The organism is Phenylobacterium sp. (assembly GCF_036402295.1).
Lineage (GTDB): Bacteria > Pseudomonadota > Alphaproteobacteria > Caulobacterales > Caulobacteraceae > Phenylobacterium.
Window position 1 is genome coordinate 1 of the sequence record NZ_DASWTE010000083.1, and the last position, 25343, is coordinate 25343.

Annotated in this window: 29 protein-coding genes; 21 read left to right on the top strand and 8 right to left on the bottom strand. The window is 69.3% G+C overall.

Going from position 1 to position 25343, the window contains the following annotated elements; all coding sequences use genetic code 11:
* Together VGD44_RS05540 and VGD44_RS05545 are read right to left on the bottom strand one after the other, a co-directional pair.
* A partial coding sequence (locus tag VGD44_RS05540; RefSeq protein ID WP_331084721.1) for a hypothetical protein occupies positions 1-212 on the bottom strand: 212 nt, incomplete at its 3' end.
* A gap of 304 nt (positions 213-516) precedes the next feature.
* Complete coding sequence (locus tag VGD44_RS05545; protein ID WP_331084723.1) at positions 517-1065, bottom strand: hypothetical protein; 549 nt, start codon at positions 1063-1065, stop codon at positions 517-519.
* Positions 1066-1265: 200 nt separating this feature from the next.
* On the opposite strand from VGD44_RS05545, the gene VGD44_RS05550 reads away from it, so the two are divergent.
* The 3 genes from VGD44_RS05550 (at position 1266) to VGD44_RS05560 (ending at position 4290) form a co-directional block, all read left to right on the top strand.
* Positions 1266-3185, top strand: coding sequence for a multicopper oxidase family protein (locus VGD44_RS05550; RefSeq protein WP_331084725.1), 1920 nt, complete (start codon positions 1266-1268; stop codon positions 3183-3185).
* Positions 3186-3241: 56 nt separating this feature from the next.
* On the top strand, positions 3242-3568 hold the full coding sequence (locus VGD44_RS05555; protein ID WP_331084727.1) for a demethoxyubiquinone hydroxylase family protein: 327 nt from the start codon (positions 3242-3244) through the stop codon (positions 3566-3568).
* Positions 3569-3741: 173 nt separating this feature from the next.
* Positions 3742-4290 (top strand): hypothetical protein, encoded by a 549-nt coding sequence (locus VGD44_RS05560; RefSeq protein ID WP_331084729.1) that lies wholly within the window; start codon positions 3742-3744, stop codon positions 4288-4290.
* A gap of 46 nt (positions 4291-4336) precedes the next feature.
* Here the strand turns inward: VGD44_RS05560 and VGD44_RS05565 are convergent, their stop codons facing one another.
* Positions 4337-4561, bottom strand: a complete 225-nt coding sequence (locus VGD44_RS05565) for a hypothetical protein (protein ID WP_331084731.1) — start codon at positions 4559-4561, stop codon at positions 4337-4339.
* A gap of 59 nt (positions 4562-4620) precedes the next feature.
* On the opposite strand from VGD44_RS05565, the gene VGD44_RS05570 reads away from it, so the two are divergent.
* The 12 genes from VGD44_RS05570 (at position 4621) to VGD44_RS05625 (ending at position 11595) form a co-directional block, all read left to right on the top strand.
* Complete coding sequence (locus tag VGD44_RS05570; RefSeq protein ID WP_331084734.1) at positions 4621-5100, top strand: hypothetical protein; 480 nt, start codon at positions 4621-4623, stop codon at positions 5098-5100.
* Positions 5097-6458, top strand: a complete 1362-nt coding sequence (locus tag VGD44_RS05575; RefSeq protein WP_331084737.1) for a hypothetical protein — start codon at positions 5097-5099, stop codon at positions 6456-6458. Before VGD44_RS05570 ends, VGD44_RS05575 begins: the two co-directional genes overlap by 4 nt.
* A gap of 61 nt (positions 6459-6519) precedes the next feature.
* Positions 6520-7554, top strand: coding sequence for a magnesium transporter CorA family protein (locus VGD44_RS05580; protein WP_331084739.1), 1035 nt, complete (start codon positions 6520-6522; stop codon positions 7552-7554).
* A gap of 111 nt (positions 7555-7665) precedes the next feature.
* The gene (locus VGD44_RS05585; protein ID WP_331084741.1) at positions 7666-8277 is read left to right on the top strand and encodes a CHRD domain-containing protein; all 612 of its coding nucleotides are present in this window, start codon (positions 7666-7668) and stop codon (positions 8275-8277) included.
* 70 nt (positions 8278-8347) lie between these two features.
* Positions 8348-8470 (top strand): hypothetical protein, encoded by a 123-nt coding sequence (locus VGD44_RS05590; protein WP_331084743.1) that lies wholly within the window; start codon positions 8348-8350, stop codon positions 8468-8470.
* A gap of 105 nt (positions 8471-8575) precedes the next feature.
* Entirely contained in the window at positions 8576-8833 is a 258-nt protein-coding gene (locus tag VGD44_RS05595) for a GlsB/YeaQ/YmgE family stress response membrane protein (RefSeq protein ID WP_331084745.1), read from the top strand.
* Between the two features lie 80 nt (positions 8834-8913).
* A complete protein-coding gene (locus tag VGD44_RS05600; protein ID WP_331084747.1) occupies positions 8914-9411 on the top strand; it encodes a hypothetical protein in 498 nt (165 codons plus the stop codon).
* 9 nt (positions 9412-9420) lie between these two features.
* Entirely contained in the window at positions 9421-9804 is a 384-nt protein-coding gene (locus VGD44_RS05605; RefSeq protein ID WP_331084749.1) for a BlaI/MecI/CopY family transcriptional regulator, read from the top strand.
* 54 nt (positions 9805-9858) lie between these two features.
* Positions 9859-10320, top strand: coding sequence for a low affinity iron permease family protein (locus tag VGD44_RS05610; RefSeq protein WP_331084751.1), 462 nt, complete (start codon positions 9859-9861; stop codon positions 10318-10320).
* 230 nt (positions 10321-10550) lie between these two features.
* On the top strand, positions 10551-10895 hold the full coding sequence (locus VGD44_RS05615) for a hypothetical protein (RefSeq protein WP_331084753.1): 345 nt from the start codon (positions 10551-10553) through the stop codon (positions 10893-10895).
* A complete protein-coding gene (locus VGD44_RS05620; RefSeq protein ID WP_414694617.1) occupies positions 10868-11170 on the top strand; it encodes a D-Ala-D-Ala carboxypeptidase family metallohydrolase in 303 nt (100 codons plus the stop codon). The genes VGD44_RS05615 and VGD44_RS05620 overlap by 28 nt, the downstream gene beginning before the upstream one ends.
* The gene (locus VGD44_RS05625; RefSeq protein ID WP_331084757.1) at positions 11167-11595 is read left to right on the top strand and encodes a hypothetical protein; all 429 of its coding nucleotides are present in this window, start codon (positions 11167-11169) and stop codon (positions 11593-11595) included. Before VGD44_RS05620 ends, VGD44_RS05625 begins: the two co-directional genes overlap by 4 nt.
* A 136-nt stretch (positions 11596-11731) precedes the next feature.
* Here VGD44_RS05625 and VGD44_RS05630 read toward each other — a convergent pair whose 3' ends face one another.
* The 3 genes from VGD44_RS05630 to VGD44_RS05640 all read right to left on the bottom strand — a co-directional run bounded on the left by VGD44_RS05630 (position 11732) and on the right by VGD44_RS05640 (position 14336).
* Positions 11732-12319 carry a DUF2239 family protein gene (locus tag VGD44_RS05630; RefSeq protein WP_331084758.1) on the bottom strand — a complete coding sequence of 196 codons (588 nt, stop codon included), beginning with the start codon at positions 12317-12319 and terminating at the stop codon, positions 11732-11734.
* 51 nt (positions 12320-12370) lie between these two features.
* Entirely contained in the window at positions 12371-13495 is a 1125-nt protein-coding gene (locus VGD44_RS05635) for an MBL fold metallo-hydrolase (protein ID WP_331084761.1), read from the bottom strand.
* A gap of 91 nt (positions 13496-13586) precedes the next feature.
* Positions 13587-14336, bottom strand: coding sequence for a PEPxxWA-CTERM sorting domain-containing protein (locus VGD44_RS05640; protein ID WP_331084763.1), 750 nt, complete (start codon positions 14334-14336; stop codon positions 13587-13589).
* Between the two features lie 608 nt (positions 14337-14944).
* Here VGD44_RS05640 and VGD44_RS05645 point away from each other — a divergent pair.
* The 4 genes from VGD44_RS05645 to VGD44_RS05660 all read left to right on the top strand — a co-directional run bounded on the left by VGD44_RS05645 (position 14945) and on the right by VGD44_RS05660 (position 19964).
* The gene (locus VGD44_RS05645) at positions 14945-15535 is read left to right on the top strand and encodes a gamma carbonic anhydrase family protein (RefSeq protein WP_331084765.1); all 591 of its coding nucleotides are present in this window, start codon (positions 14945-14947) and stop codon (positions 15533-15535) included.
* Between the two features lie 209 nt (positions 15536-15744).
* Positions 15745-15975: a hypothetical protein gene (locus VGD44_RS05650; RefSeq protein ID WP_331084767.1), complete on the top strand. Its 231-nt coding sequence runs from the start codon at positions 15745-15747 to the stop codon at positions 15973-15975.
* A gap of 124 nt (positions 15976-16099) precedes the next feature.
* Positions 16100-19570, top strand: coding sequence for a PAS domain S-box protein (locus VGD44_RS05655; RefSeq protein WP_331084769.1), 3471 nt, complete (start codon positions 16100-16102; stop codon positions 19568-19570).
* A complete protein-coding gene (locus VGD44_RS05660; protein WP_331084771.1) occupies positions 19557-19964 on the top strand; it encodes a response regulator in 408 nt (135 codons plus the stop codon). Before VGD44_RS05655 ends, VGD44_RS05660 begins: the two co-directional genes overlap by 14 nt.
* A 10-nt stretch (positions 19965-19974) precedes the next feature.
* Here VGD44_RS05660 and VGD44_RS05665 read toward each other — a convergent pair whose 3' ends face one another.
* Positions 19975-21870: a PAS domain-containing sensor histidine kinase gene (locus VGD44_RS05665; protein WP_331084779.1), complete on the bottom strand. Its 1896-nt coding sequence runs from the start codon at positions 21868-21870 to the stop codon at positions 19975-19977.
* Between the two features lie 140 nt (positions 21871-22010).
* Here VGD44_RS05665 and VGD44_RS05670 point away from each other — a divergent pair, with 140 nt between their 5' ends.
* Positions 22011-23348 carry a sensor histidine kinase gene (locus VGD44_RS05670; RefSeq protein ID WP_331084773.1) on the top strand — a complete coding sequence of 446 codons (1338 nt, stop codon included), beginning with the start codon at positions 22011-22013 and terminating at the stop codon, positions 23346-23348.
* On the opposite strand, the gene VGD44_RS05675 is transcribed toward VGD44_RS05670, so the two are convergent.
* A complete protein-coding gene (locus VGD44_RS05675; protein ID WP_331084775.1) occupies positions 23345-24466 on the bottom strand; it encodes a hypothetical protein in 1122 nt (373 codons plus the stop codon). The two genes, VGD44_RS05670 and VGD44_RS05675, sit on opposite strands and share 4 nt — an antisense overlap.
* A gap of 308 nt (positions 24467-24774) precedes the next feature.
* Between VGD44_RS05675 and VGD44_RS05680 the strand changes: the two genes are divergently transcribed.
* The coding region (locus VGD44_RS05680) for a surface-adhesin E family protein (RefSeq protein ID WP_331084777.1) at positions 24775-25343 on the top strand (569 nt) is incomplete at its 3' end.

Consider the following 25343-nt stretch of genomic DNA (forward strand, 5'->3'; position numbering starts at 1 on the left):
TCCTCGCGGTCGAACCGCTGCTTCATGGCGATGGTCTGGCGCAGGTTGCGACAGGCGCGCTGCAGTGTGCGGCCGGAGCGCTCGAAGGCCTCGAAATCCTCGGCCGCCTTCTGCCGCTGGCCCGCCTCGACGACGGACTCCAGGCACACCTCGGCCATCACCGACAGCATGGCGTCGATGCGTTCCGCCGTCAGGACCGGAGGCGCCGTCATGAGAACAAAGATAGAACATTGCGGTCAGACTGTCAAGGTTACGGCGCACCGCATCGAGGACTCTTACCTCCCCCGCGAAGCGGCGGGAGGGGGACCGCCCGCCGAAGAGCGGGTGGTGGAGGGGGCGAGCCCCATGCACGGAGCGAGATGGCGCCAGTCGTTCCGCCGAGCTTGCGGCTCGCCCCCTCCACCAATCGCTCTCCCGCCGCTTCGCGGGGGAGGTAACGTCCGCCATCGGCGCCGACACCATCGACCGCTTTCGACCCGTTGCGGACTCTCGCGGATTGGACGCCCGGTATCCACCCTAAGCGGAAGTTGGGCCGGCTCGCGAAGGGCCGAGTGCAAGCCGCTCGGGCGGCAGGTCGAAGGGTTTCAGGGCCACCCGCAAGAGGTCTTCCAAGTCGCGCCCGTGCTCATGCTGGTCGCGATAGCGGCGAACGACCTCCACGGCCTCGTGGAGTTCAGGTGGAGTGAGATTGGCTGGATTGGCCCAGTCGATGGTCGGGATTGGAGCCGCCTTCGTCAATTCATCCAGGAGACGGTCAACGTACGGGCTTAGGAGGTGCTCGGCGTTTAGCTCCGTCTGGAACTTCGCTGCCATAACAAGGCGCAAGAGCATCGGAACCGCGGCTTCACCCGCGATGCGGATGCTACGGTCGTCGGCGATCTCGATCTCAAACTGTGGATTGCTGGTAGTCATGCCCGGACACTGGCGTCGGGAGCGAACTTCCGCAATCCACCCTGCGCCGACGTCGGCGAGGTCCGCTTGTCGGCCCATCGACGGACGTCCGCTGTCCGGCTCACCGGCAGGGACTGCGTTCGACGCTGTGCCGACTTTGCCGGCGGCGCCCACTGTGCACTGCTCCGGTGCGCGCGGCGCCGCTGGCGACCTAAACGTGCGCCCGCGCCGCCGCTGCGCCGTCTCTTCCGCGTCGAGCGCAGAGATGTGGTATCATTTACACAGTCAGTCGGTTCGACAGCAGGCTCAAGTCCCCTCTGTCATGCTCGCCGGAAGCAGGGGAGGCCGGTCGCTCGTGAACACGAGGACGAGCTATGACAGAATTGCTAGACGCCAGCGAACTGTTCGAAGAACACGCATTTGACAACAGCCTGCCTATCCCGGACGTAATCGACACCTCGGTCCGGCCTACGATCACCATTCAGGCGCGCCAGTTCGACCAGTTCCTCGGGTTATACGACGACGATCAGCCGCTCCAGACAGCGGTGTGGGGGTACATGGCCGGCAATCTGGGCGGCTATCCCGGCCCCACCATCGTCGCGTACCGGGACAGTCCTGTCACGATCAACTGGCAGAACAAACTGCCTGTCGATGGGCATCTGCTGCCGATCGATACTTCGATTCACCTGGCGGACCCGCTCATGCGGCCGCTCGATGCCGGCTTCATCCCCATCGTTGCTCATCTGCACGGCGGTCATAACCTCTCCGCCTTCGATGGCATTCCCGAACAGTGGTTCACCCAGAGCAAGGGTGGTCCCGGCGGGACCGGACCGCGCGAGGTGGGTCCCGACTTCGAGAGCTCAACCGCGCACTACGCCAATGACCAGCAGGCCGCGACCCTCTGGTATCACGACCACGCGCTCGGGATCACGCGCCTCAATGTCTATTCCGGCCTCGCGGGTTTCTATGTGCTTGAGGATTCGGAGCGAGCGCAGCTCGTCCAGAGCGGTGTGCTCCCCGGCGGCGCATATGACGTCGGTATGGCGATCCAGGACCGCGCGTTCACGGAGGACGGGCAGCTCTATTATCCCGCCTTCAAGCAGGACCCTCTTCCGGGAACCGACGAGACCGTCGGCGATGTCGTGCCGCAGGCGTTTTACGATGCCATGGGCGAGGATGCGCCCTCGATCGTCCCCGAATTCTTCGGTGACATCATCCTGGTCAACGGGATGGCCTGGCCGAATTTGGACGTTGCCGCGGGCGATCATGAGTTCCGGATGCTGAACGGCTCGGATTCCCGCTTCTACGTGTTGAGGGTCAGCGATCCCAACGTCGCCATCCATCTTGTCGGCACGGATGGAGGGCTGCTTCCGCAAGCCATCACGATCAGCGACGGGGACGGCGTCCAGGAAGCCGGCGAGTTCATCGTCCTGGCGCCCGGCGACCGGGTCGAGCTGGTGTTCGACTTCAGCAGGCTTTCCGACGGCGACAGGGTCACGCTGCTGAACACGGGCCCGGCGTTCGAGCCCTTCAAGGGCGCGGCGGCGGATGGAGCGTTGCTCGGCAGCGCTGAGGCCGCCACCGCGGACGATCCGGTCGGCAACATCATGCAGTTCACCGTCACCGCGTCGACCACGCCGTTTCACGCCCGGTTGTTCGAGAACGGCGCGCCAGTGAGCCTGGCCGGCAGCTTCGCGGACCTTGCGGCGGATGCTGACGACGACGGGATTGCCGACGCCGCGACCAATGTCCGCCTGCTCGGGCTCTTTGAGGGGACGGACGAATTCGGCCGCATCATGCCGCTGCTCGGCAAGGCCGAGGCGGGCGCGGTGATAACCGACAAGATGTCTGCCGGGGATTTCGGCCCGTTATTCTTTCACTCGCCTGTCACGGAAACGCCGCTCCTCGGCACGACCGAGCAATGGCAGTTCTTCAATTTCACCGAGGACGCACACCCTATCCACTTGCATCTGACGCAATACCAGGTGGTCGAGAAGCGTCAGATCTTCTTCCTCGACGAGGAAGAAGACGGAATACCCGACGACACGACGGAGGACGGCCTGATCAGCTACGGGTTCGGACCCTCTCCGGATTATTCGAGCGCCGACGTCTGGATCGGCAACGAAATCCCGCTACGACCTGAAGAGACCGGCTGGCAAGACACCGTCGGAGTCGAGCCGGGCGTCATGATGTCGGTCGTGGCGATCTTCGATCTCGCCGGCGAATATGTGTGGCACTGTCACATACTGTCGCACGAAGACAATGAGATGATGCGGCCGTTCTTGGTCGTGTGAGGGGTCGGTTTGGAACAAGAGGTCCGGTGTCCAATGCCGGATTCGACTGATCGCTTATGCCTGTTTTCCACCTCATCACCGCGCTCGTGGGCCGGGCCGGCGTCCTGGCCTGCACCGCCGCTGTGGAGCGCACCGTCCACGGCCATCTGCAGGAACAGATCATGTTCCTGCGCCGCCGTGACGGGGAGCGGGCGGCCCTGGTCGAGCACATCCAGGCCGAGGAACTCGCGCATCTCGACTATGCCGAGACGAACCTGCGGTCAGGGTCGGCGCTGGCGCGCCTGCTGTCGCCGATGATCGCGCTGGCGACCGCGCTCCTCATCGCGATCTCGACGCGTGGCGACTCAATCCGCTTGCGGCGCAGCCTGCAGGCCGAAGGCTGACCCCCTCCCGTGACGTCGTCGACGCCCGCTGTCAGGTACGCGGGGAAATCGGCTCGCAATGGTCCCGTAGCGTCCGCAATCCACTGCTGCCGGCCCCTCGTACCGCTCCGGGTTGGCTTATGGCTTAAGAGACCCTTAGGTCCAGCCCTGCTCCTATCGCCTCCGGAGGACACATGGCTCCATCAGCGATCGCCAGCGGGCTCATCGGAGGCCTGGTCGCCACGGTGTTCCTGGGCTGGGCCATCAACAACGCGCGGCGGGTGAGCGCCGACCGCGAGGGCTGGAGCACCCTTACCCCCGGCGCCGCGATCTGGGCTGCGATCCTGGGCTCCGCCGCGTTCTCGCTGCTGCTGTTCTACGTCTACTTCTTCGTGGGCTCGGCGCGCGCCGACGCCGAGCAGCAGATGATGTACTGCCTGGCCCTGGCGATCGCGTTCGCCCTCGGCAGCCTCGCGACCGCCTGCTTCGCCTTCTCCAGCACCGTGTCCTGGCGCGACGCCGAATTGCGCGTTCGCCCGATCTTCGGCCCGCCGGTCCTGAAGCGCCTGACCGACCTCGAGGCGATCGAATTCCGCGCCTGGTCGAGCATGTTCCATCTGACCTTTTCCGACGGCTATGTCGTGAAGGTCTCGCCGTACATGAGCGGCACGCGGCAGCTCCTGGAGCATATCGGCCACCAGCCGAGCGACGAGCTGGATCCTCCGGGCCGGTACACGAGATGAGGAGCGGTCGCGCGCCAATGCGAGCGATGAGGTCGACGAAGGGACGCTAGGCGTCCGGCTGGCTGATGTGGGAGCCGCCGTAGACGTTGGGGTCCTTCGTGAAGTGCTGGGCGGCGCCTTTGAGCGCGCGGCAGGCTTCCATGAGGACGACGTAGTCAGGCCCCATCGGCTTGCACTGGATCATCATGTCCATGAGCGCGCGATAGGCTGGGTACAGCTCGCCGAACTGCCGTTTCGGGTCGGGGACGCCCCCGTAGCTGCGCCGGACCATGTTCTCACCTCGTGAGAGAACAAAAGCAGAACTTTCATTCGAACACAAGGAGCTCGACGATGACGAAGAGCGCGAAGGCGCCCCTGCGGCCGAAGCGGAAGGCGCGCAGCAACTACACCCCGGCGATGGTCCAAAGGGTCTGCGACGATCTGGCGGCCGGGAAGACGTACGACGAGATCGGCCACACGCCCGGCCGGCCGAGCTACGCGACGATCTACAACTGGCGCCGGCAGTATCCGGCGTTCGCCGAGGCGGTGGACGCGGCGCGGGCGTTCGGCGCCGAGTTCTGCGCCGACCGGGCGCTGACGGTGGCTGAGGCGGCGACCGAGGAGACCGTGCGGAAGGCCAAGCTGCACGTCGACACCCTGATGCAGCGGGCGGCCTTGCTGGCCCCGCAGCGATGGAGCGTGAGGGGCGCCGTCGCCGCGCCGAAGGGGGAGCCGGTGGAGGTGATCTTCCGCGTAAAGCACTTCGAGCGGGTGGTGGGGCCGGACGGCAAGGCGTTCCTGCGCGAGATCAAGCCCGAGGGTGAGGTATGAGCACGGAGCGGCCGCAGTTGGAGCTCGCCCTGCCGCTCGGCTGGGAGCCGCGGGAGCACCAAGGGGCGCTGTGGCAGGCGCTGCTGGACGGGGCGAAGCGGGCCGACGTGGTCGCGCACCGGCGCTGGGGCAAGGACGAGGTGGCGCTGCACTGGGCCGCCTGGGCCGCGCAGAACCGGGTGGGCGGCTACTGGCATCTGCTGCCGGAGGCGGCGCAGGGGCGCAAGGCGATCTGGGACGCGGTGAACCCGCACACCGGGCGGCGGCGGATCCACGAGGCGTTTCCGGAGGAGATGAAGCCCCGGTTCCTGGACAGCGACATGATGGTGGAGCTGGGCAACGGCTCGACCTGGCAGGTCGCCGGCTCGGACAACTCCAACAGCCTGGTGGGCGCGTCGGTGGCGGGCGTGGTGCTGTCGGAGTGGGCGCTGGCCAAGCCCGACGCCTGGACGCACCTGCGGCCCATGCTGCTGGAGAACGACGGCTGGGCGCTGTTCCTGTGGACGCCGCGCGGGCGCAACCACGCGACGCGGGCGTTCGAGGCGCGACAGGAGCGGCCGAACTGGTTCTGCCTGAAGTCGCCGGCCACCGCGACCGAGGTGTTCTCGAAAGAGTACCTGGAGAACGAGAAGGCCGAGCTGGTCGCCGAGCTGGGGTCGAAGGAGGAAGGGGAGGCGCGGTTCGCCTCGGAGTACCTGGTGGACTTCGACGCCGCGGCGCCCGGCGCCTACTACGCGAGCCTGCTGGGCGACGCGGACCGGGCCGGACGGATCGGGCGCGTGCCGGCGGACCCCGCGCTGCGGGTGGACACGGCGTGGGACCTGGGGATCGACGACTACACGGCCATCTGGTTCTTCCAGCAGGCGGGCCGCGAGGTGCGGGTGGTCGACTACTACGAGACCGGCGGCCAGGGGCTGGAGGCGATCGTGCGCGAGGCGATCGCGGGCAAGCCGTACGTGTGGGGAACCCACCACCTGCCGCACGACGTGATGGTGCGCGAGCTCTCGAGCGGGCGGTCGCGGTACGACACGCTGGCGTCGCTGGGGCTGTCGCGGATCGTGGCCGGCGCGGCGGTCGACCCGGAGGAGCGGGTGAACGCCGCGCGGCTGATGATCCCCATGTGCTGGTTCGACGCCGAACGCTGCGCGCTGGGGCTGGAGCGGCTGCGCGCCTACCGCAAGCGCTGGAGCCGGGCCAACCGCGGCTATGGCGGCCCGCTGCACGACGAGGCGAGCCATGGCGCCGACGCGTTCGGCGAGTTCGCGCTGAACCGGACGGGCGGTGGGGCGGCGCGGGCGGAGGCGGAGCGGCGGGCGGAGCGGCGCTTCGTGGGCGGGGCGCTGAGCTGGATGGGGTGAAGGCGGGGCGCCCGACCCGGCGACCGGGCGAACCCCAGGGGGTTTCCCCCGTTCACGTCGCATGGACAAGCCTGTCGATGAGGACCAGCTGGGGGCGGCGACGAGCGCGCCGGCGCGGGGCTACCTCTACGACGCCGCGGGACGCGACCGCGAGGTCGAGGTCACGCCAGAGGCGCTCGAGCAACTGCACGACCGCGCGATCCTGTGGATCGACATTCCCGGTCGGGACGCCGCCGAGATCGAGCGGGTCGGCGCGCTCCTGCAGCTCGACGCCGTGTCGGTCACGGCGTTGGCGGACCCGGGGGCTTCGCTGCGGCTGGACAACTACGGGGTCTACCTGCAGTTCGCCGCCCTGGCGGCGCCGGACTCCAGCCGCGCGGTCGAACCGGGCCGCCGGCTCAACCAGGATCTCCGGGTCGACTTCGTCGTCGGCCGCAATTGGGTGGTGACGGTCCACGACCAGGACGTGCGCTACCTGCGGGCGTTCCGGGGACAGGACAAGGCCGACACCGAGACGGGCGCGCTCAGCGCTGCGGCGCTGACCGCCTCGCTGCTGGACTGGCACCTGGAGGGGTACTTCACCGAGGTTTCCCGCATCGAGGCGGCCGTGGACGAGATCGACGAGCGGATCCTCGCGGCGCCGTCCGAGGCCGGGCTTCTGGAAGGCATCCTGTCGATCCGCCGCCGGATATCGCACCTGCGGCGCACGCTGATGGCGCAGCGGTCCGTCTTTTACGGGCTGAGCCGGCCGGACATGGGCCAGTCCACCGATGGCGACGCGTCGGCCGCCTTCGGCTCGCTCTCGGGCCGCTTCGAGCGGGCGGTGGACGAGATCGAGCACACGCGCGACCTGATTGTCGGAAGCTTCGAGCTCTTCACGTCGCGCTCCGCCCAGCAGACGAACGACCTGGTGAAGGCCCTGACCTTCTTCACCGTCATCATCGGCTCGACGGCGGCGGTGGCCGGCCTGTTCGGCATGAACTTCGACCCGCCGTTCTTCCGGACCGGCTCGATCGGCTTCTTCGCGGTGACGTTGGGCCTGTTCGCCCTCGGCCTCGTCGCCTGGGTCGTGGGACGGAAAAGGCGCTGGATCTGAGCGGCGGGGCGCGCCGAAGGGCTGTCATCGAACGGCGATTGACGGGCCGCGGGCGCGGGCGTTTGCTGCCGCTCCTCAAGCCGGGGGCGGCTAGTATGGAGGGGCTCATCCATGAGAGCTCTCACCCTGGCCCTGGCCCTGGCGGCGTCCGCCGTCGCGGGACAGGCCGCGGCCACCACCTATGTGTTCAACGCCTTCCTCAACGGACCGAACGAGTTTCCGCCCGTCGCTTCGCCAGGGACCGGGTTCAGCAAGCTGTACCTGGACACCGACGCGCACACGATGCGGATCACCGCCTCGTTCGAGGACCTGATCGGCCTGACGACGGCGTCGCACGTGCATGCGCCGACGACCGATCCCAACACCGGCACCGTCGGCGTGGCCACCGAGTTGCCCAGCTTCACGGGCTTTCCGCTGGGGGTGACCGCGGGGACCTACGACCACACGTTCGACACCTCGCTGCTGGCGACCTGGAATCCCGCCTTCGTGACGGCCAACGGCGGGACGGCGCTGGGGGCGGAGGCGGCGTTCCTGGCCGCGCTGCTGGCGGAGAAGGCCTACATCAACATCCACACGGACTTCGTCCGCTCGGGCGAGATCCGCGACTTCTACGAACTCGTTCCCGAGCCGGGGACGTGGGCGCTGATGATCGCGGGCTTCGGCCTCACGGGCGCGGTCTTGCGGCGGCGCGTCGCGACATCGGCCCGCAAGTTAACGACTTAGAGTGAAGCTGCGTTAATCAAAGGGGCGCACCCTGGGGATATCGGAGGCGCCTTCAAGGTAGGCAAAGTTAATGCCGCATCTGGTCCAAGAGCTGCTGCAAGTGGTCGAGGCGCGACCCCTCACGAGCGTGGCGGTGGCCATCGCCACGATCCTCTACATGCGCCTGATGCTGTCCGGCCCGCGCGTGTACTGAAGGACGGGACGCACGTCCGTCCGACCTTTTCCTTCGCTCCGTCGATGCAACCCACCGCGCCGCTCGGTGTTCGGTGAAGGCTGGAACGCGAAGGAGAGAGTTTCCATGAGTGGTGTCGGAATAATCGGCGCGATCATCATCGGCATCCTGGCCGGGTTCATCGCGGAAAAGGTCATGCGCCGGAACCACGGCCTCCTGACCAACCTTGTGGTCGGCGTCGTCGGCGCCTTCCTCGGCAGCTTCATCGCCACGAGCCTGGGCATCGGCGCGGGATCGGGCGTGATCCCGAGCCTGCTGGTCGCCACGGCAGGCGCGATCCTGCTGCTGTTCATCGTGGGGCTCGTCCGCCGCCGCTCGGTCTGACGGCCGCCTGCACGGCGGTTGACACCGAAAATTACAGGTGTAGCAATACGAATGCTACACTTGTAAAAAGGGAGGCCGCCGTGCGGACCATCGGAATTGGAATGCTGGGCCTGGCCGCGGCGAGCGCGCCAGGCCTTGCCTTTGCGCAGCCCGACCCGGGCTACACCGTCGTGCCGCCGGGCCAGCGGCTCACCGTGGCGGGCGTGTTCGCCGACGCCAGCCTCGAGGTTCAGCTGATGCTGGCGCTGCTCATCGCGGCCGCGCTCGGCGCCGTCGTCGTCTGGGGCTTGAGCCTGGGCAAGGTGGGCGGCGGCGACGCCAAGGCGGTGGCGACGGCGCTGGGCCGGCTGAAGATCGTCCGTTCGGGCGCCGCGCCGCTGGGCTTCCTCACCGCCAGCTACGTGCTGTTCGCAGGCTTCCTCGGCATCGCCAACGTCCGGCCGACGCCGACCCTGACCATCATGGCGCCGGGCTTCGCCGAGGCGACGCTGGCGGTCATGCTGGGCCTCCTGGCGAGCGCGCTGGCGGTGATCTGCGAGCGCCACCTCGAGGCGCGGATCCGGCGCGCGGCCGCCTGAGGCCTCGCCATGCGCATCACCGAGGCCGAGGCCTGCGTGATGGAGGCGGTCTGGTCGGCGGGCCCCGCCGGGCTCTCGGCCGCGGACCTCCTGGCGCAGCTGTGCCCGGCCCACGCCTGGAGCGAGTCCACCGCCCGCACCCTGATCCACCGCCTGATGCTGAAGGGCGCGCTCAGGTCGACGCGGGTCCCGGGCGGCGGGGCCGTCTATGCGCCCACGGTCACGCGCGAGACGTGGCTGGCCGCCGAGGGCCAGGGCCTGGTCGACCGGCTGTTCGGCGGCGAGTTGGCCACGCTGGTGGCGCTCCTGACGCGCGAGCGCCGGCCGCCGCCCGATGACCTGGCGCGACTGCGGCGGCTGGTGGCCGAGCTCGATGCGAGCGAGGACGACTAGCGCCAGCCGCGACTGGCGAGCGCCACCGTTCGGCGGTTCGCGCGTTTGGCGGACATGAGCCTCGAGAAGACCTTCGCCCACCTCGCCAACCGGACTTCGCACGCCGCCGGGCGGCCGCTGACGTTCTGCCTCTGCCTGCTGCTGGTCCTCGCCTGGGCTGTGACCGGGCCGCTGTTCGGGTTCTCCGAGACCTGGCAGCTGGTGATCAACACCGGCACGACGATCGTGACCTTCCTGATGGTGTTCCTGATCCAGAACACCCAGAACCGCGACAGCTCCGCGATCCAGGCCAAGCTGGACGACCTGATCCTGTCGTCCGACGCCGAGAACGAGTTCATCGGCATTGAGAAGCTGACCGACAAGGAGCTCGATGCGCTGAAGGCCCGCTGCGAGGCCCGCGCCAACGCCCACGCCGATGCGCATGCGCGGGTGAAGGCTGAGGTCGAGCGGCGCGGTGGCAAGGCGCGGCCGAAGCCGGCGGCGAAGGCGCGGACGGCGCGGCGGAAAGCGGCCTGATGTTCGCATTTTGTTCTTGACAGCTTCGCGCGAAAATGCGATGGTTCTGTCAGAGTTGATCAGTGCGTCCGGCGCTGAGGCGTTGGGGCGGACTGGCTGGACCTGACGGCCGGCGCGCGGAGCCCGGGACGGGGTCCGCCAGGTGCTTCCGAGAATCGATGCGGCGCTTCGGGGCCGCCTTTCACCCGCCGGGCCTGGCCTGCGCGGGCTTAACCCATGGGGCCATGCCTTTGTCCGACGACGATATCCTCGAGGAGGCGAAGGCCGCCTTCCAGCTGGCCGCCGACGCCGAGGCCGAGAACCGGCGCGAGGCGCTGGACGACCTGCGTTTCGCCCGGCTGGGCGAGCAGTGGCCCGAGAAAGTGAAGCGCGAACGGGAGCTGGAAGGCCGGCCGGTCCTGACCATCAACCGGCTGCCGGCGTTCATCCGGCAGGTCGTGAACGACGCGCGGCAGAGCTCGCGGCTACGCAGCATCGCGAGATCGACAACCGGCCTCCACCCGAGGTGGTGGCCACGCTGCGGACCACGGCCGCGTTCATGGAGCGGGTGCGCCGGATCCTGGGCGACCGGGTGATCTCGGTCTCCAGCGGCTATCGATGCCCGGAGCTGAACCGCGCCGTCGGCGGCGTCCGCACGTCGGCGCATCTGACGGGCCATGCTGTGGACTTCAACTGCTATGGCTTCGGCCCGCCGCTCGAGGTCTGCCGCGCCATCGCCGAGTCGACCCTCTCCTTCGATCAGCTCATCGAGGAGGGTTCCTGGGTGCACATCTCGTTCGAGCCCCGGATGCGGCGACAGGTGCTCACGAAGCGGCCCGGCGGGGGGTACGAGCTGGGACTTCGGCCGTGACGCCGCGGCTGACGGCGGCGCTTATCGGCGGGGCGATCCTGCTGGCCGGCGCGGCGGGCCTCTACTGGAAGGGCCGGCTGGAAGGCGCCGCGCGCGAGCGGCCGAAGGTCGAAGCTGCGTTCGCCAAGGCGGCCGTCGCGAGCCTCGAAGTTCGAGGCGAACGCGAGAGTTCCGTACGCGCGGAGGCTGCCGTGCGCGCCGGAGAGCTAGCGGCCCGCTCAGTCACACATGTCACCCAGGGAGCCCTGAAAGCGAGGGATGCGAATGCGCCGCTTGATCCTGACCGTATCCGCCGCCTGCGCGCTCACGACGAGCGCCTGTGCCTCTCGGCCGAGCTTGCCGGCTGCGCCGCGGCTGGAGATGCCGCCGCAGGCGCGAAGGCCGTGCGAGCTGCACCGGCTGCCCGCCGCGCCAACCATCTCTGATCTAGAGGTCGGCTACGCGCAGCGGGGCGCACAGATCGTGGCCTGTGACGCGGCGCGACGTCTCGCCGTCGAGACCCATGACGCCGAGCACCGGACCGAGGACGAGGCGCAGCGGGCGCCGAGGCGCTGAGGCGTGTCAGGCGGCGTTTCGGGCCTCGCGCGCCACGCGGGCCAGACGGTCGACATAGGCGGCGATGTCCGCCGGCCACGCCTCGACGATCCCATCGAAGCGGGCGTCGTCGTGGGCGAAGAGTGCGCGGCTCGCCTCTTCGAAGCCCGTCGCGTTTCCAGCGAGCGCCGACATGACCCGGTAGAGCGCCGCCTGCGCCTCGCGCGCACGGTCGGCCGCGGCCCCCGATCGGCTGGCCTCCTCGACCAGGCGGCGCAGGGCGGCCGAGGCGCCGGCCGGCTGGCGCGCGAGCCATTCCCAATGGCGTGGGAGCAACGTCACCTCGCGCGCCACGACACCGAGGCGCGGTCGCCCGCGGCCGGGACGGCGGGCCGGGGTGTCGTCGGCGCGGTCTGCGCGGGCGCGATAGTCAGCGACAGCCTGGTCGGCGCCACCTCGGAGGTCGAGTTCGACCGGACGGCCGGTCGCATCGTCGAAGATCAGCAGCGCGCCCTGCGGCCCGGCGTCGACGGCCGCTGTCGCGACCGTTCGGATATCGCCGCTTGCCAGGCGGCGATCCCCGAGGAACGCGGTGAAGGTCTGATCGCCGTCCATCACACGCCCATGCGCTGCGCCCGTGCCGAAATCAATAGTATCCGGGGAAAATCATTCGCTGCCGAGGGTCTGCACGATCGGCTCCCCCTTGGCCTCCTTGTAGGCCGAGGCGAGGAACGGGGTGCTCCAGTACTCGGAGAACCAGCGGCGCAGCCAAGGGTCGTCGCCGACGAAGGCGCGCGTCTGATCCGTGAAGTCGAGCCGCTTGCGGGCGTCTTCGAGGCTGACGCCCTGGGCGACCAGTGATGCGACCTTCGCCCGGACCTCCGCAATGGCCCCGCTCAGACGATCGAGGTAGGCGCGGTCGCGCTGTGGCCGCCCGTGCCCCGGAACCAGGACCTCGAAATCGTACGCCCGGATCCGATCGAGCGTGCGCAACCAGTCGGCGGGGTAGCTGCCGAAGCCGAACGGGAAGGGGGCCACAACGATATCGCCCGAGATCAGCACCTTCTGTTTCGGCAGCCAGACGATGGCGTCGCCGTCGGTGTTCGCCCGGCCCAGGAACCGCACCTCGATGGGCGTACGTGCATCGGGCAGGTCGAGCCGTTCGTCGAAGGCCTCGGTGGTAGAGATCGTGACGGCGCCGCGCATGTCTTCGGCGTACTGGGTGAAGAGGCGGCCGGCCGCGGCCCATCCGACCTTCTCCGCCGGATCGCTCGCCTGCTCCGCCATGCGGCGCGAGTAGGCGATGAAGCTCTGCCCGCGCCTATAGAAGGTCTCGTCCGCCGCCGGATCGAAGGCGGCCGGCGTGTTCATGGTCCTGCGGTCTTTCAGGTGCGCCTGGGTGGCGCGCGTCGCGATCGTGCGCGCCTTCGGCCAGGCCTTCAGTATCTCGGAGAGACCCTGGGGATGGTCGCCGTGCCAGTGGGTGATGATCACGGCGTTCACCGGCTTGGCGCTAAAGCGGCGGATCTCCGCGACGATCCGCCGGGCAGACCCGGGCGATCCGCCCGAGTCGACCAGCACGAGTCCGTCGGACTGTTCGATCAGGGTCACGTTGCCGATCGGCTGCACTTGAAACCGAGGCTCGACGAACGACCACACGCCCGGCGCGATCTTGAGGGTCTCCTGGAAATAGCCGTCCTCGGGCCGCGGGAATTCCGGCGCAGGCTGGGCGAGGGCCGATGTTGCGGCGAGGACGGCGAGAATGAAGGGGACGAGAGCGAGCTTCAGCACATGAGGACGGAGCCCCGCCCTGGCGCTCGGGTCAAATGAATCGGCCTCATGGAAGGCAGGAAGCCGGGATGGCCCTCCCCGAGCCGCGGCGCTAATCGACCGCCGCGCGTCGGGCCCGCAGGCGGGCGCCAAGGACGCCGAAGCCGAGGATGAGCAGGAGCCACGTCCCAGGCTCCGGGACCGGCCGGGGCAGGGGCACGAGAGCCGGCGGACCGGGAGGCCGGGGCGGTCGCACCACGACGACGAAGTCCGTCGGAGGCCGGACCGTGATGTCGGGGTCGAACGTCTCGAGGTCCGGGGGCCCCAGAGGCGGCAGAACGGTCACGGTCTCGGGCTCGATCGGGGGCGCGACGATGATCGCCGGCGGCGCGATCGTCGTGCAGATCGTCGTCTTGACCAGGGCGAACTCGCGGAGCGCGGCGATGTTGCGGGCAGCGACCGCAGGAGGCGTCGGCAGAGGGCCGACGGCGGGGGCGGCTACGACGGCCCGGCGCGCACGCTTCGCGGGACCACCCTTCGCGTAGGCCTTGCGCACGACCGCTTTCTTGCCAGACCCCTTAGCTTTCCGGACCACGGCCGCCGTCCGCGGCCCTTTCGCTTTGCGGGTGACCTTCCTGGCCGGCCGATGCGCGGCAGGCGTCTTCGAGGGGCTCGCCGCCGCCAGCGGGCCGCCGCGCAGCATGCTGGCGCGGTAGCCGACCGGAGCCGGGGCCGCCGACGCCGTAGGGATCCTGCTCATCTGCTCGTAGCAGTCCACCGCCGCGACGCTGGGCGTAGCCACTGCGCAGGCGAGCAGGATGGCGATGAGCCGCTGCGGCGCCCGCGGCGCGCTAAGGGTCATCAATGGGGCTGACGGCGCCATGTCGGAGCGGCCGGCTCGTGCAGGCGTCGACGGATGTCCGTACGAACGCGGCCGTGTCCTTAGATGAGCGCGGCCGAGCCCCGGCCCGGCGACGGATTGAAGGAAGTCGGCACGATAGTCCCCCCAGAACTGAGCCGAAGAACGCAACTCTCACATTAATCAATGTAAGCGGCACAATGCGAGCGGTTACTCCCTTCAGGCGTATAGATTGTAATTGTTCATAATGCCGAACTCGCGCCTTCAGGTACATCGCTGGTCGCGAGGGAGGGCCGGAAGCGAGCCGTAATCCGCGCGCGGCCGAAGACGCCAGACACAGAAACACCCGCGGTCGTCGTGTTGATTTTCTGGGCGTTCCAACTGACCGAGGCCGAGAACGACCGTTGCGTCAGCGCCGCTTTGTAACGCAGAGGTCGCGGAGATCACGCAGAGAACGCAGAGGGGTGCTCACCTCCTCACCCTCGTCATCCCGCGGCTTGTCCGCGGGATGACGTACTGGAGGGGTGTTGGGAGAGCGGCGCGCAGAGCTGGTTGCTAGGCGCCGTCGCGTCAGTGCGGTCACTGTCCGGCCGCAACGACGGAGACGGGCGATGGAGATGGGATCGGCGCGGGCGTTTGGGCGCGACGTGACGGTGGACGCCGGGGCGTTCGTGCATCCGTCGGCGCAGGTCTACGGCAAGGTGCGGATCGAGGCCGGGGCGTCCTTGTGGCCCAACGTGGTGGTGCGGGCCGAGTCGCAGGAAGTGGTGGTCGGGGCGCGGACCAACGTCCAGGACTTCGTGATGATCCACGTGGGCGCGGGGACGGGTACGATCATCGGCGAGGACTGCTCGATCACCCATCACGTGACGCTGCACGGCTGCCGGATCGGCAACCGAGTGCTGGTGGGTGTCGGGGCGACGATCATGGACGGCTGCGAGATCGGCGAGAACTCGATCGTCGCCGGCCAGGCCTTCCTGAAGGAGGGCACGGTGATCCCGCCGAACTCCATCGTCATGGGCGCGCCGGGCAGGGCGGTGCGCGGGAGGAACAGCGGCGCTGCCAACGCCTTCAACGCGTGGATGTACCTGGCGAACGCGGCGGCCTATGTGCGGGGCGAGCACCGGCTGTGGTCGACGCCCGAGTTCGCCGAGGCCGCGCGGCTGGAGCGGGCCCGACTGGAAGCGCTGTACGGCGGCTAGCCCGGCGCCCCAGGCGCTTCAAGTAAACCGCGGAAAACGCGGAAGAACGCGGAAGAGTGACGGCGGTTTGGGCTTTCTGCGTCCTTCCGCGCTTTCCGCGGTTTGAATCGGCGCTGACGCGCCAAGGCGTCCGCCAGCCTTTCGCGACCAGCGGCGCCTGAACGTCGGCCGCGCTGGCGCGTTTTCCTTGCGAAACCGGAGGTTATCCGATGAAGCGCTTCCTCGCTGTGCTGGCTTTCGCGGCGGTGGCGCTGGCGGGGTGCGGCGAGCGGACCACAGGGACGGCGCCCGCGGGCTCGGACACCGCCGCGGCCATGCCCGACACCACCCAGCCGCGCGACCCCAACGCGGCCCTGACCGCGCCGGACGCCGGCGTGACGGGCGCCGTGCCGCCGTCGCCTGAACAGGCCGCCCCGCCGCCCGCCGAGCAGCCGAAGTAGGCCGGCAGCTTAGGTAAGCCGCTTGGGGTTGCGGCAACCTGCCGCGCCCAGTTCCCCGGACGTTCACCGGTCGTAAGGGCCGCCCGTTTACCGTGTTTCCCCTGGCGCGTGTCAGGGGGAGCGAGTGGCCGAGCGCAGGTCCGATGATCATGAGGGCGTCATCGCCTTCATCGCCGAGCATACGAGCGACGTCATCGTCCGCGTGAACGCGGCCGGCATTATCACCTATGTCTCGCCCACCATCCGGCGCTACGGCTACGAGCCCGAGGCGTTCCTGCGTCTGCCGGGCGGCGCAGTCGTGCATCCCGACGACGCCGAGAGCCTGGCGGCGAACAACCAGGCCCTGCTGCAGGGCCAGTTCGATCCCAACCTTCCGCGCGTGCACCGCTTCCGCGCCGCGTCGGGCGACTGGATTTGGATGGAGGGCAACCCCCACATCGTCTTTGGGGCGCAGGGCGAGGTGGTGGAGGTGGTCAACATCTTCCGCGACATCACCCACCGCCGGCGCCTCGAGGAGGCGGCCAAGGCCGAGGCCGAGCAGTTCGAGGCGGCCTTCCGTCATGCGCCGATCGGCATGGCGCTGGTGGGCCTGGACGGGACGTTCCAGCGCATCAACGAGGCGTTCTGTCGGATCGTAGGCTACGCCGAGGCCGAGATGCTGGCGCTGGACTTCCAGACCATCACCCACCCGGAGGACCTGGACAGCGACCTCGACCAGCTGCGGCAACTGACGGCCGGCGCGATCGACGGCTACCGGATGGACAAGCGCTACCTGCGCGCCGACGGCGAGCAGGTCTGGGTGCATCTCTCGGTGTCGATGGTGAAGGACGCCCAGGGCGCGCCGAAGCACTATGTGGCCCAGGTCCAGGACCTGACCGATCGCCGGGCGGCCGAGGCGGCGCTGCGGGCCAGCGAGGCGCGCTACCGCGAACTGGCCGAGGTCAGCGAGGACGTCACCGCCCAGCTCGATGTGCAGGGGCGCATCACCTACATCTCGCCGGCCGCGCGGGCCTACGGCTACGAGCCCGAGGCGCTGGTCGGTCGTCAGATGGCCGAGTTGGTTCATCCGGACGACCTGGACCAGGTGCGTTCGAACTTCGCGCAGATCCTGCTGGGCGGTGTCCCGACCTCGCAGGAGCGGCAGACGCGCATCCGGACCGCTGCGGACACGTGGATCTGGATGGAGGGCAACGCTCAATCCGTCCGCGATGCAAAGGGAACCGTGACCGGCTTCGTCACCACCCTGCGTAACGTCACCGAGCGGCGCGAGCAGGAGGCGCTGTTCGAAGCGGCCTTCGAGCATGCCGCCCTGGGCAAGGCGCTGGCTGACCTGGAAGGCCGCACGCTGCGTGCGAACCAGGCGGCGTGTCGGATCCTGGGGTACACGGAAGACGAGCTGAAGGCCCTGGCGCCCGAGAACCTCCTGCATCCCGATTCCCGGATCGGCGACGAGACCCATCCGCACCAGCTGATGGCCGGCGAGATCGCCAGCTACCAGGCCGAGCGCCAGCTGCGCCGCAAGGATGGCGCGTACATCTGGACGCGCATGACGGTCGGGCTCGTGCGGTTCGCCGACGGGCGGCCCAAGCACTTCGTCATCGAATTCGAGGACCTGACCGAGCAGCACGCCGCCGAGGCGGCGCTGAAGGCCAGCGAGGAGCGCTACCGCCTGATCGCCGAAAACACCTCGGACATGATCATCATGTCGGACCTGAGCGGCAAGGCGACCTACGTCAGCCAGGCGATCCGGCAGGCGGGACGGCGCCCCGAGGATGTCGAGGGCCGCAACTTCGCCGAGAGCGTCCATCCCGAGGATCTGCCCGCCCTCGCGAAGGCGTTCGGGCGTCTGGCCAAGGGCGGCAAACCAGAGCGCGTGCGCTGGCGCGGCCGCGACGGGACGACCGGCGGCTGGGCGTGGCTGGAGTCGAACCCGAGCCTGGTCGTCGATCCGGTGACCGGCAAGCCGACCGGATTCCTGGACGTCATCCGCAACGTGCAAGGCCAGGTCGAGCAGGAACAGGCGCTGGCGCGGGCGACGGGGGCGCTGCAGGCCAGCGAGGCCCGCTACCGCCTGATCGGCGACAACACCTCGGACATCATCGTCATGGCCGACCCGAACGGCCGGATCAGCTACATCAGTCCGTCGGTGTCGAGCATCGGCTACACGCCCGAGGAGCTGATCGGCACGGCCTTCGTCAAGCAGATGCACCCGGAGGACCTGGCGCGGGTGTGGCCGCAGCTGAAGGACCTGCCGGCGGGGGCGACCGCGGCGCGCATGCGCTGGCGGGCGCAGCACAAGGCGACCAAGGCGTGGGTGTGGCTGGAGTCGCAGCCGACCATGCTGAAGGACCCGGAGACCGGTGGCCGGGCCGGGTTCCTGGACGTGGTCCGCGACGTGACCCTGCAGGTGCGCCAGGAAGAGGCGCTGGCCGTGGCCCGCGCCGACGCCGAAGAGGCGGCGGCGGCCAAGTCGCAGTTCCTGGCCAACATGAGCCACGAGATCCGCACGCCGCTGACCGCGGTGCTGGGATTCACCAGCCTGCTCAGGGAGATGCGGGACCTTCCGGACACCGCCTCAGGCTACGTCGACCGCATCGCCGGCGCCGGCAAGGGCCTCTTGGCCATCGTCAACGACATCCTGGACTTCTCGAAGCTGGAGGCCGGCAAGTTCGAGGTTCGGCCGCGGCCCACCGACGTGGCGGCGCTCTGCGAGGAGACGCTGCTGCTGTTCTCAACCCAGGCCGAGGAAAAGGGGCTTACGCTCGGCTTCGAGGCCGCGCCGGGCCTGCCGCGCGCGGCGATGCTCGATGGCGACCGGCTGCGCCAGACCCTGATCAACCTGATTGGCAACGGCGTGAAGTTCACCGAGGCCGGCGGCGTGACCCTGAGCGTCGCGCCGGGGCCCGCGGAGAACACCGTCCAGATCGCCGTCTCGGACACCGGGCCGGGCCTGGACGAGGAGGCGCAGGCGCGCCTCTTCCAGCGGTTCACCCAGATCGATGGCTCGATGACGCGCCGCCACGGGGGCACCGGGCTGGGTCTGGCGATCTGCCGGGGCCTGGCCGAGGCCATGGGCGGGGATATCGGCGTCGAGAGCACGCTGGGCGAAGGCGCGACGTTCCGCCTGGTGCTGCCGGCCCCGGCCGTGGAGGCGCCGCAGGAGATGGCCGGCGAGGACGCGCCGCTCTCCATCGACGGCACGCGGGTCTTCCTGGTGGACGACAACGCTACCAACCGCGAGTTGGCCCGCCGCATCCTGGAGGCGGCCGGCGCTGAGGTTCAGGAGGCGGCCGACGGGATTGAGGCGGTCGAACGGCTGGGCCTGCTGCCCGTCGACGTGGTGCTGATGGATCTGCGGATGCCGAAGCTGGACGGCCGCGGCGCGCTGGCCGAGCTGCGGTCGCGGCCGGGCCCGAACCAAGACGTGCCGGTGCTGGCCTTCACGGCCGACGCCGACCTGGCAGGCGAGCACGACCTGGACGGCTTCGACGGGCTGGTGCGCAAGCCGATCCAACCCCTGGAACTCTACGGAACGATCGCAGCGGCGACGCAATGGCCGCTGGAAGACGAGGATTTGACCTATGCAGCGGGTTGAGACACGGCCGCGCCGGGTTCTCGTGGTGGAGGACGACCCCTTCCTGCTCGAACTCATCACCACGCGCCTGGAGCTTGCCGGCTTCGACACGCGCGCGGCGCGCGACGGCAGCCAGGCGCTGCAGCGGCTGACCGAGTTCAGACCCGAGGCCATGGTGCTGGACATCAACATGCCGGTGCTGGACGGCTTCGGCGTGCTGATCCACATGCAGGCCCAGGGCCTGACCGAGAAGACGCCGACCATGGTGCTGACGGCGCGCAACAGCCCGGAAGACGTCGCCAAGGCGATCAAGCTGGGCGCGCGGGACTATCTGTCGAAGCCGTTCAAGGACGAGCAACTGATCGCCCGCGTCGGCCGGCTGCTGGCCCGGGCGCGGGCGACCGCGGCGCGCTAAAGCGAAAACTTCAAGAAATTGGCACCTGCAGGCGGCAGGTGACGCCTTTGGGCGCGTAGACGAGGTCGGCCGGGGCGCGCAGTTCGCCGGTGAGGCCGGCCAGGAGGCGGGTGCCGAAGCCGGTCGCGGTGGGCGGCGCGACGCACGGGCCGCCGGCTTCCTCCCAGTCCAGCACGAGGGCCTTGCCGCCCTCCGCCATCGTCCAGCCCACGCGGACGCGGCCCTCGGCAGCGGACAGCGCGCCGTACTTCACCGCGTTGGTCGCCAGCTCGTGCAGGGCCATGGAGAGCGCCAGCGCGACGTTGGGCGGGAGCCGGGCCGTCGGGCCGCTGAGGTCGATCCGGGCGCCCGGCGGGTCGTCGTAGGGGCGCAGGGCCTCGCGGGCGATTTCACCGAGATCGGCGCTCTGCCAGTTCTCGCGGGTGAGCACGTTGTGGGCGGCCGAGAGCGCCAGCAGCCGCTCGGTCAGCCGTTCGCGCGCGTCGCGGGTGACGATCCCGTCGCGCAGGGTCTGGTGGACCAGCGACTGGATGGTCGCCAGCGTATTCTTCACCCGGTGGTTCAGTTCGTTGATGAGCAGCCGCTGGCGCTCGCCCGCCTGACGCTCGACCCGAGCTCGGGCCAGCGCGGCCCAGGTGCGCGAGGCCACTTCCTCCATCAGGGCCACGTCCTCGCGGCTCCAGCGGCGCGGTTTGGGGTCGTGGGCGTAGAAGAGGGCGTCCAGGCGGCCGTTGCGCACCAGCGGCACGACGATCAGGCCGCGGACCTGAATGGCCTTGTAGGCGGCGTAGTTGGCGGCCGAGCGGGGATCGTACCTGACGTCGTCGACGGCCAGGTCGAGGCCGCGACGCAGGTAGCTCATCAGGGTCGGGCCGAACGTCCCCAGGACGAACGACCGGCCGGCCAGGCTGGGCAGTCCGGGGATTGTCCAGTCGCCACGGACGTAGACCTCGTCACCCTCGTCGGGCACCTCGGCGTAGCCCATGCGGCCCACGTTGAGCCGCTCGGCCATCATCCGCGAGGCGGTGGTGAGGATCTGCTCGGGGTCGTCGATCACGCGCAGGGCGTCGGAGATCTCCAGCAGGTAGGCGCGGCGGCGTTCCAGCTCGGCCAGGCGGGCGCGGTCGGCGCGGATCCGGGCCTCGGCGGCCTTGGACTCGGTGATGTCGGTGAGCACGCCCAGCAGGCCGGTCGGCCGGCCGTCGTCGTCGGTCTGAACCGACGCGCGGACCTTGATCCACCGCTCCTCGCCGTTGTCGGGGCGGGTGATGCGGTACTCGATCTCGTAGGGCTCGCCGGTCTGCATGGCGTGGGTCACGGCGGCGATCGCGGGCGCGCGGTCGTCCGGATGGACCTGGGCCAGCATGTCGGTCCAGGTCATCACCGGCCCGGGCGGGACGCCCGCCATCTCGGCGGCGCGCGGCGAGAGGTCGACCATGTCGGTGGCCATATCCCAGCGCCAGTCACCGAAGCCGGACGTGGCCAGCGCAAGCTCCAGCCGCTCGGCGTACTCGGCTTCGCGGGCCATGCGGGTGCGGCGCTCGGTGATGTCGCGGAAGCTGATGCCCAGACCCACCGCCAGGGGGAAGGCCTTGAGGTTGAACCAGCGGCCGGGGCGGACCTCGGACGGCGCCTCGACCTCGACCTCGACCCGGCCGGCCATCGCGCGCTCGACGAACTGGCGCATCTGGGAGTTTGCGCCCAGAGCCAGCTGGTCCCAGGCGATGCGGCCGATGGTGGTGCGCCGGTCCAGGCTGTAGTGCGCCTCGGCCGCCGAATTGATGTAGACGACGCGGTACTCGAAATCCAAGACCACGAAGCCGTCGCCGAACCTGTCGAGGATCTCGGCGATCTGGCGGCTCTCGCCTGCGACGTCGCGGTGGGTAAATTCAGAAATGGCGCTGATACCCTACAGGCCGGCCTCAATCCGGGGCTGATGATGAGCCCACCAATGCGACGGCGACAAGGCCGGGCTGGGATACGTCGTGACGCGGTCGCGGCGGTGTGGCTTGATCGCGACGTCGCGGCGGCCGACGCAGGAAGCCCTTGAAGAAAGACCCTCCCAACCCTGAGTCAGACGCCCGGCTGGCGGCGGTGTTGGACAGCATCGGCGACGTCTACTACGCGCTCGACCGGGAGTGGCGGCTGGTGCTCTTCAACCGCCGGGCCGAGGAATTCTTCGGGCAGAACCGCGAGGACATCCTGGGCCGCCAGATGTGGGACCTGTTCCCGCAGGGGCGCGGCACGCCGTTCGGCGATCTCCTGGAGACCGCCATGCGCGAGCGGGCGCCGCAGCGGATGAGCGCGCCGTCGGCCCTGCGCGCGGGACGGACCGTGGACATCCGCATCGTGCCGCTGGGCGACGACGGGATAGGGGTGTCGATCGACGACGTCACCGAGCGGACCGAGGCCGAGCGGGCGGTCAAGCGCAGCCAGCAGCGGCTGGACCTGGCCGTCTCGGCCAACCGGATCGGCATCTTCGACTGGCACATCCCCTCGGGCTGGGCGATGTGGAACGGCGAGATGGAGGACATCTTCGGCATCCCGCGCGGCACGTTCGAGGGGCACACTGACCACTTCCGCCGCCGCGTCCTGGCCGAGGACCTCTCGCGCATCGAGGCCGAGACCGAGGCGGCCATGGCGGCGGGGCAGGAGAACCTGAACTACTGGTTCCGGATCGTCCGGCCGGACGGGTCGATCCGCTGGGTCGAGGGCGCGGCGACGTTCCTGTTCGGCGAGGACGGGGCGCCCCGGCGCATGGTGGGCACCAACGTCGACGTCACCGAACGCAAGGTGGCCGAGGAGCACCAGCGGCTCCTGATCAACGAGTTGAACCACCGGGTGAAGAACACCCTGGCCATCGTCCAGGGCATCGCCTGGCAGTCGTTCCGGGCCGGCGGCGTGCCGGTTTCGGTGCGCGAGGCCTTCGAGGGACGGCTGACCGCGCTGGCGGCGGCGCACGACGTGCTCACGCGACAGAACTGGGAAGCCGGGTCGGTGATGCATATCGTGGCCGAGGCGACCGCCCCGCACCACGCCGGCGACGGACGGCTTACCGCCGAAGGGCCGAACGTCGACCTGGAGCCGAAGACCGCCGTGGCGCTGGCGCTGGCGATGCACGAGCTGGCCACCAACGCCGTGAAGTACGGCGCGCTCTCTACGGGAGCGGGCCGGGTGGACGTGCGCTGGAGCATCGAGGGCGGGGTGCTGAAGCTCAGCTGGCGTGAGACCGGCGGCCCGCGCGTTGTGGCGAGTAAGATCGAGCGCGGTTTCGGTGCGCGGTTGCTGGAGCAGGGCCTGGCAGGCGAGCTGGACGGCGCGGTGACGCTGGACTTCCGGCCGGAGGGGCTGGTGTGCCGGATGGAGGCGCCCCTGGGGAGTTAGGCCGCCTGTTCGTGGAGGTCGGAGCCCAGGCTCAGCTCGAAGTCCTGCAGGGTGTCCATCAACTGCAGGACGTTGGCGGACAGCGGCTTGCCGCGCGGGAACTGGTAGCGCCAGTAGGTGGCGATGTGGCTGACGAGGCCGCAGCCGTCGCCCAACGACAGGAACATCTCGGGCGACTTCAGCAGGAAGTCGCGGAAGGCCACCGCGTTGCCCTCCATGGTGAGCTGGCTGAACACCTCGTCGTAGGTGTTGAGGTGGCCCATCACCGACTTGACCTGCCGTTCCATCTTCTGGCGCAGGCGGTGCTTGAGCTGCTCGAGCTCATGGGCGGTCTCGGCGTCGATGGGGCCGATCACGCGCACGCGGCCCAGCTCGGCGAAGACGTCGCGCAGATTGGCCCAGAGCGTGTTGAGGACCCACTTGTAGTAGAGGAAACCCTTCCACGCGAAGATCCCCTCCTTGTAGTTCTCCTTCTCGAGCCGGAGCGTCAGCCGCAGCGGCTCGAGCCGCTCGTCAGTGCGGGCCGAGAGCAGGGCCTCGACCAGGCGGGTGATGTTGCCTTCCTGGCCGTCGGTCTCGCGGTAGGCGAGCTCGATCAGCTTGGCGATCTCCGTGCCCACGAAACGCTGCATCTTGGCGAGGTCGGGCGCCGAGATCTCGAAGTGGCTGGGGCTGATGTCGAAGCCGCGCCGCTTCATGTGCTCGCGCAACAGGAACGGGTCGAGGGACGGCAGCTCGTCGATGGCCTCGAGCACCGCCACGTCGCGGGCGAAGTCGGGGTAGTCGCCGCGCAGTTCCTCGAACACGTCGAGCCAGCCGGTCTCGGAGACGAACAGCGAGCGGCCGCCCAGGCCCAGGTCGGAGCGCTCGAACGGGATGATCAGCTTGGTGGCCGTGTAGCGGAGGCGGTCGAAGGACTCCCGCTCTGCGTCACGCAGGCGGTGGCGCACGATCACCGCGCCGTTCAGGCTCTGGGCCATGAAGAACGGGTTCTTCTCGTGCTCGGTGTTGCCGGCGTTGCGTGCGGCCAGCGCAGCCAGGTTCAGGACGCGGCTGGTCGAAGCGGTCCGCTCAAGACCGCGCAGACTCCGAAATGTACGGTCGCCGCCTTTGCCCACGACAATAGTCCCCCCGGCGCCGTCGACGGACCGGCTGGGGAGGGGTCGTCAACGACAACAATCAGTCTCAGTTGCGGCTCTCTAACTTCCGTTAATCAAATCGCCGATTCGCGTCGGTGGGATGATCAGAGCTGTGCCATAACCGTGTTCGCTTACCCATTTTGGGGCTTTTCGGGGGCCGAGCGTCTGGAAGGCGACCCCCGGGGCGAACATGACTCGGCGGAGGACGCCCTTGCCTTGGGCGGGCTTCGCGAACAGTTTGCCGGCTTATCGGGGATTCTGGGGCGATGAGTATGTGGGGGAAAGCCATGCTGACCGGCGTCGCCGGATGGCTGGCGGTCGTGGGCGTGGCGGGGGCGCAGGAGACGCCGGCGTTCCCAGCGTCGCTGGACCGCGAGCCGCTGCTGAGCTGGCTGCGGCGGGAGACCGACATCCTGCCCGAACGGGTGGTGGCTGTGACGCCGCAGGCGCTGACCTCGGTGGTGTCGACCTTCCCGGCGGGCGCCGGCCAGGGACCGCGGATGGTGATCCGCGCCGAGGCGCTCAGCGCCGACACCTACGCCCGCACCGGGGCGCTCTCATGGCACGTGTCGCTGAGCGCCGACTGCCAGGGCCGCCGGGTGCGGCTGGGCGAGACGACGGGCTATCCGATGCGCAACCTGCTGGGCGAGCGCAGGCTGCTGCGTTCGGCCGAGACCGACTGGCGCACGCCCGAGCGCGGCACGGCGCTGGACACCGCCTGGCGCGCCGCCTGCGAGGCCGACTTCAAGGGCCCCTTCGCCGCCAGGGCCGTGAAGGTCGCGCAGGAAAGCGCCGCGCCGGCGCCGCCGAAGCCCGAGCCTGCCGCCGCGCCCGCCACGGCGGCACCGCCGGCGCC

Excerpts from the sequence above, each read along its gene's own strand:
- VGD44_RS05550 (WP_331084725.1), top strand. The coding sequence starts at position 1,266 with ATGACAGAATTGCTAGACGCCAGCGAACTGTTCGAAGAACACGCATTT.
- VGD44_RS05555 (WP_331084727.1), top strand. The coding sequence starts at position 3,242 with ATGCCTGTTTTCCACCTCATCACCGCGCTCGTGGGCCGGGCCGGCGTC.
- VGD44_RS05560 (WP_331084729.1), top strand. The coding sequence starts at position 3,742 with ATGGCTCCATCAGCGATCGCCAGCGGGCTCATCGGAGGCCTGGTCGCC.
- VGD44_RS05565 (WP_331084731.1), bottom strand. The coding sequence starts at position 4,561 with ATGGTCCGGCGCAGCTACGGGGGCGTCCCCGACCCGAAACGGCAGTTC.
- VGD44_RS05570 (WP_331084734.1), top strand. The coding sequence starts at position 4,621 with ATGACGAAGAGCGCGAAGGCGCCCCTGCGGCCGAAGCGGAAGGCGCGC.
- VGD44_RS05575 (WP_331084737.1), top strand. The coding sequence starts at position 5,097 with ATGAGCACGGAGCGGCCGCAGTTGGAGCTCGCCCTGCCGCTCGGCTGG.
- VGD44_RS05580 (WP_331084739.1), top strand. The coding sequence starts at position 6,520 with ATGGACAAGCCTGTCGATGAGGACCAGCTGGGGGCGGCGACGAGCGCG.
- VGD44_RS05585 (WP_331084741.1), top strand. The coding sequence starts at position 7,666 with ATGAGAGCTCTCACCCTGGCCCTGGCCCTGGCGGCGTCCGCCGTCGCG.
- VGD44_RS05590 (WP_331084743.1), top strand. The coding sequence starts at position 8,348 with ATGCCGCATCTGGTCCAAGAGCTGCTGCAAGTGGTCGAGGCGCGACCC.
- VGD44_RS05595 (WP_331084745.1), top strand. The coding sequence starts at position 8,576 with ATGAGTGGTGTCGGAATAATCGGCGCGATCATCATCGGCATCCTGGCC.
- VGD44_RS05605 (WP_331084749.1), top strand. The coding sequence starts at position 9,421 with ATGCGCATCACCGAGGCCGAGGCCTGCGTGATGGAGGCGGTCTGGTCG.
- VGD44_RS05610 (WP_331084751.1), top strand. The coding sequence starts at position 9,859 with ATGAGCCTCGAGAAGACCTTCGCCCACCTCGCCAACCGGACTTCGCAC.
- VGD44_RS05630 (WP_331084758.1), bottom strand. The coding sequence starts at position 12,319 with ATGGACGGCGATCAGACCTTCACCGCGTTCCTCGGGGATCGCCGCCTG.
- VGD44_RS05640 (WP_331084763.1), bottom strand. The coding sequence starts at position 14,336 with ATGACCCTTAGCGCGCCGCGGGCGCCGCAGCGGCTCATCGCCATCCTG.
- VGD44_RS05645 (WP_331084765.1), top strand. The coding sequence starts at position 14,945 with ATGGAGATGGGATCGGCGCGGGCGTTTGGGCGCGACGTGACGGTGGAC.
- VGD44_RS05650 (WP_331084767.1), top strand. The coding sequence starts at position 15,745 with ATGAAGCGCTTCCTCGCTGTGCTGGCTTTCGCGGCGGTGGCGCTGGCG.
- VGD44_RS05660 (WP_331084771.1), top strand. The coding sequence starts at position 19,557 with ATGCAGCGGGTTGAGACACGGCCGCGCCGGGTTCTCGTGGTGGAGGAC.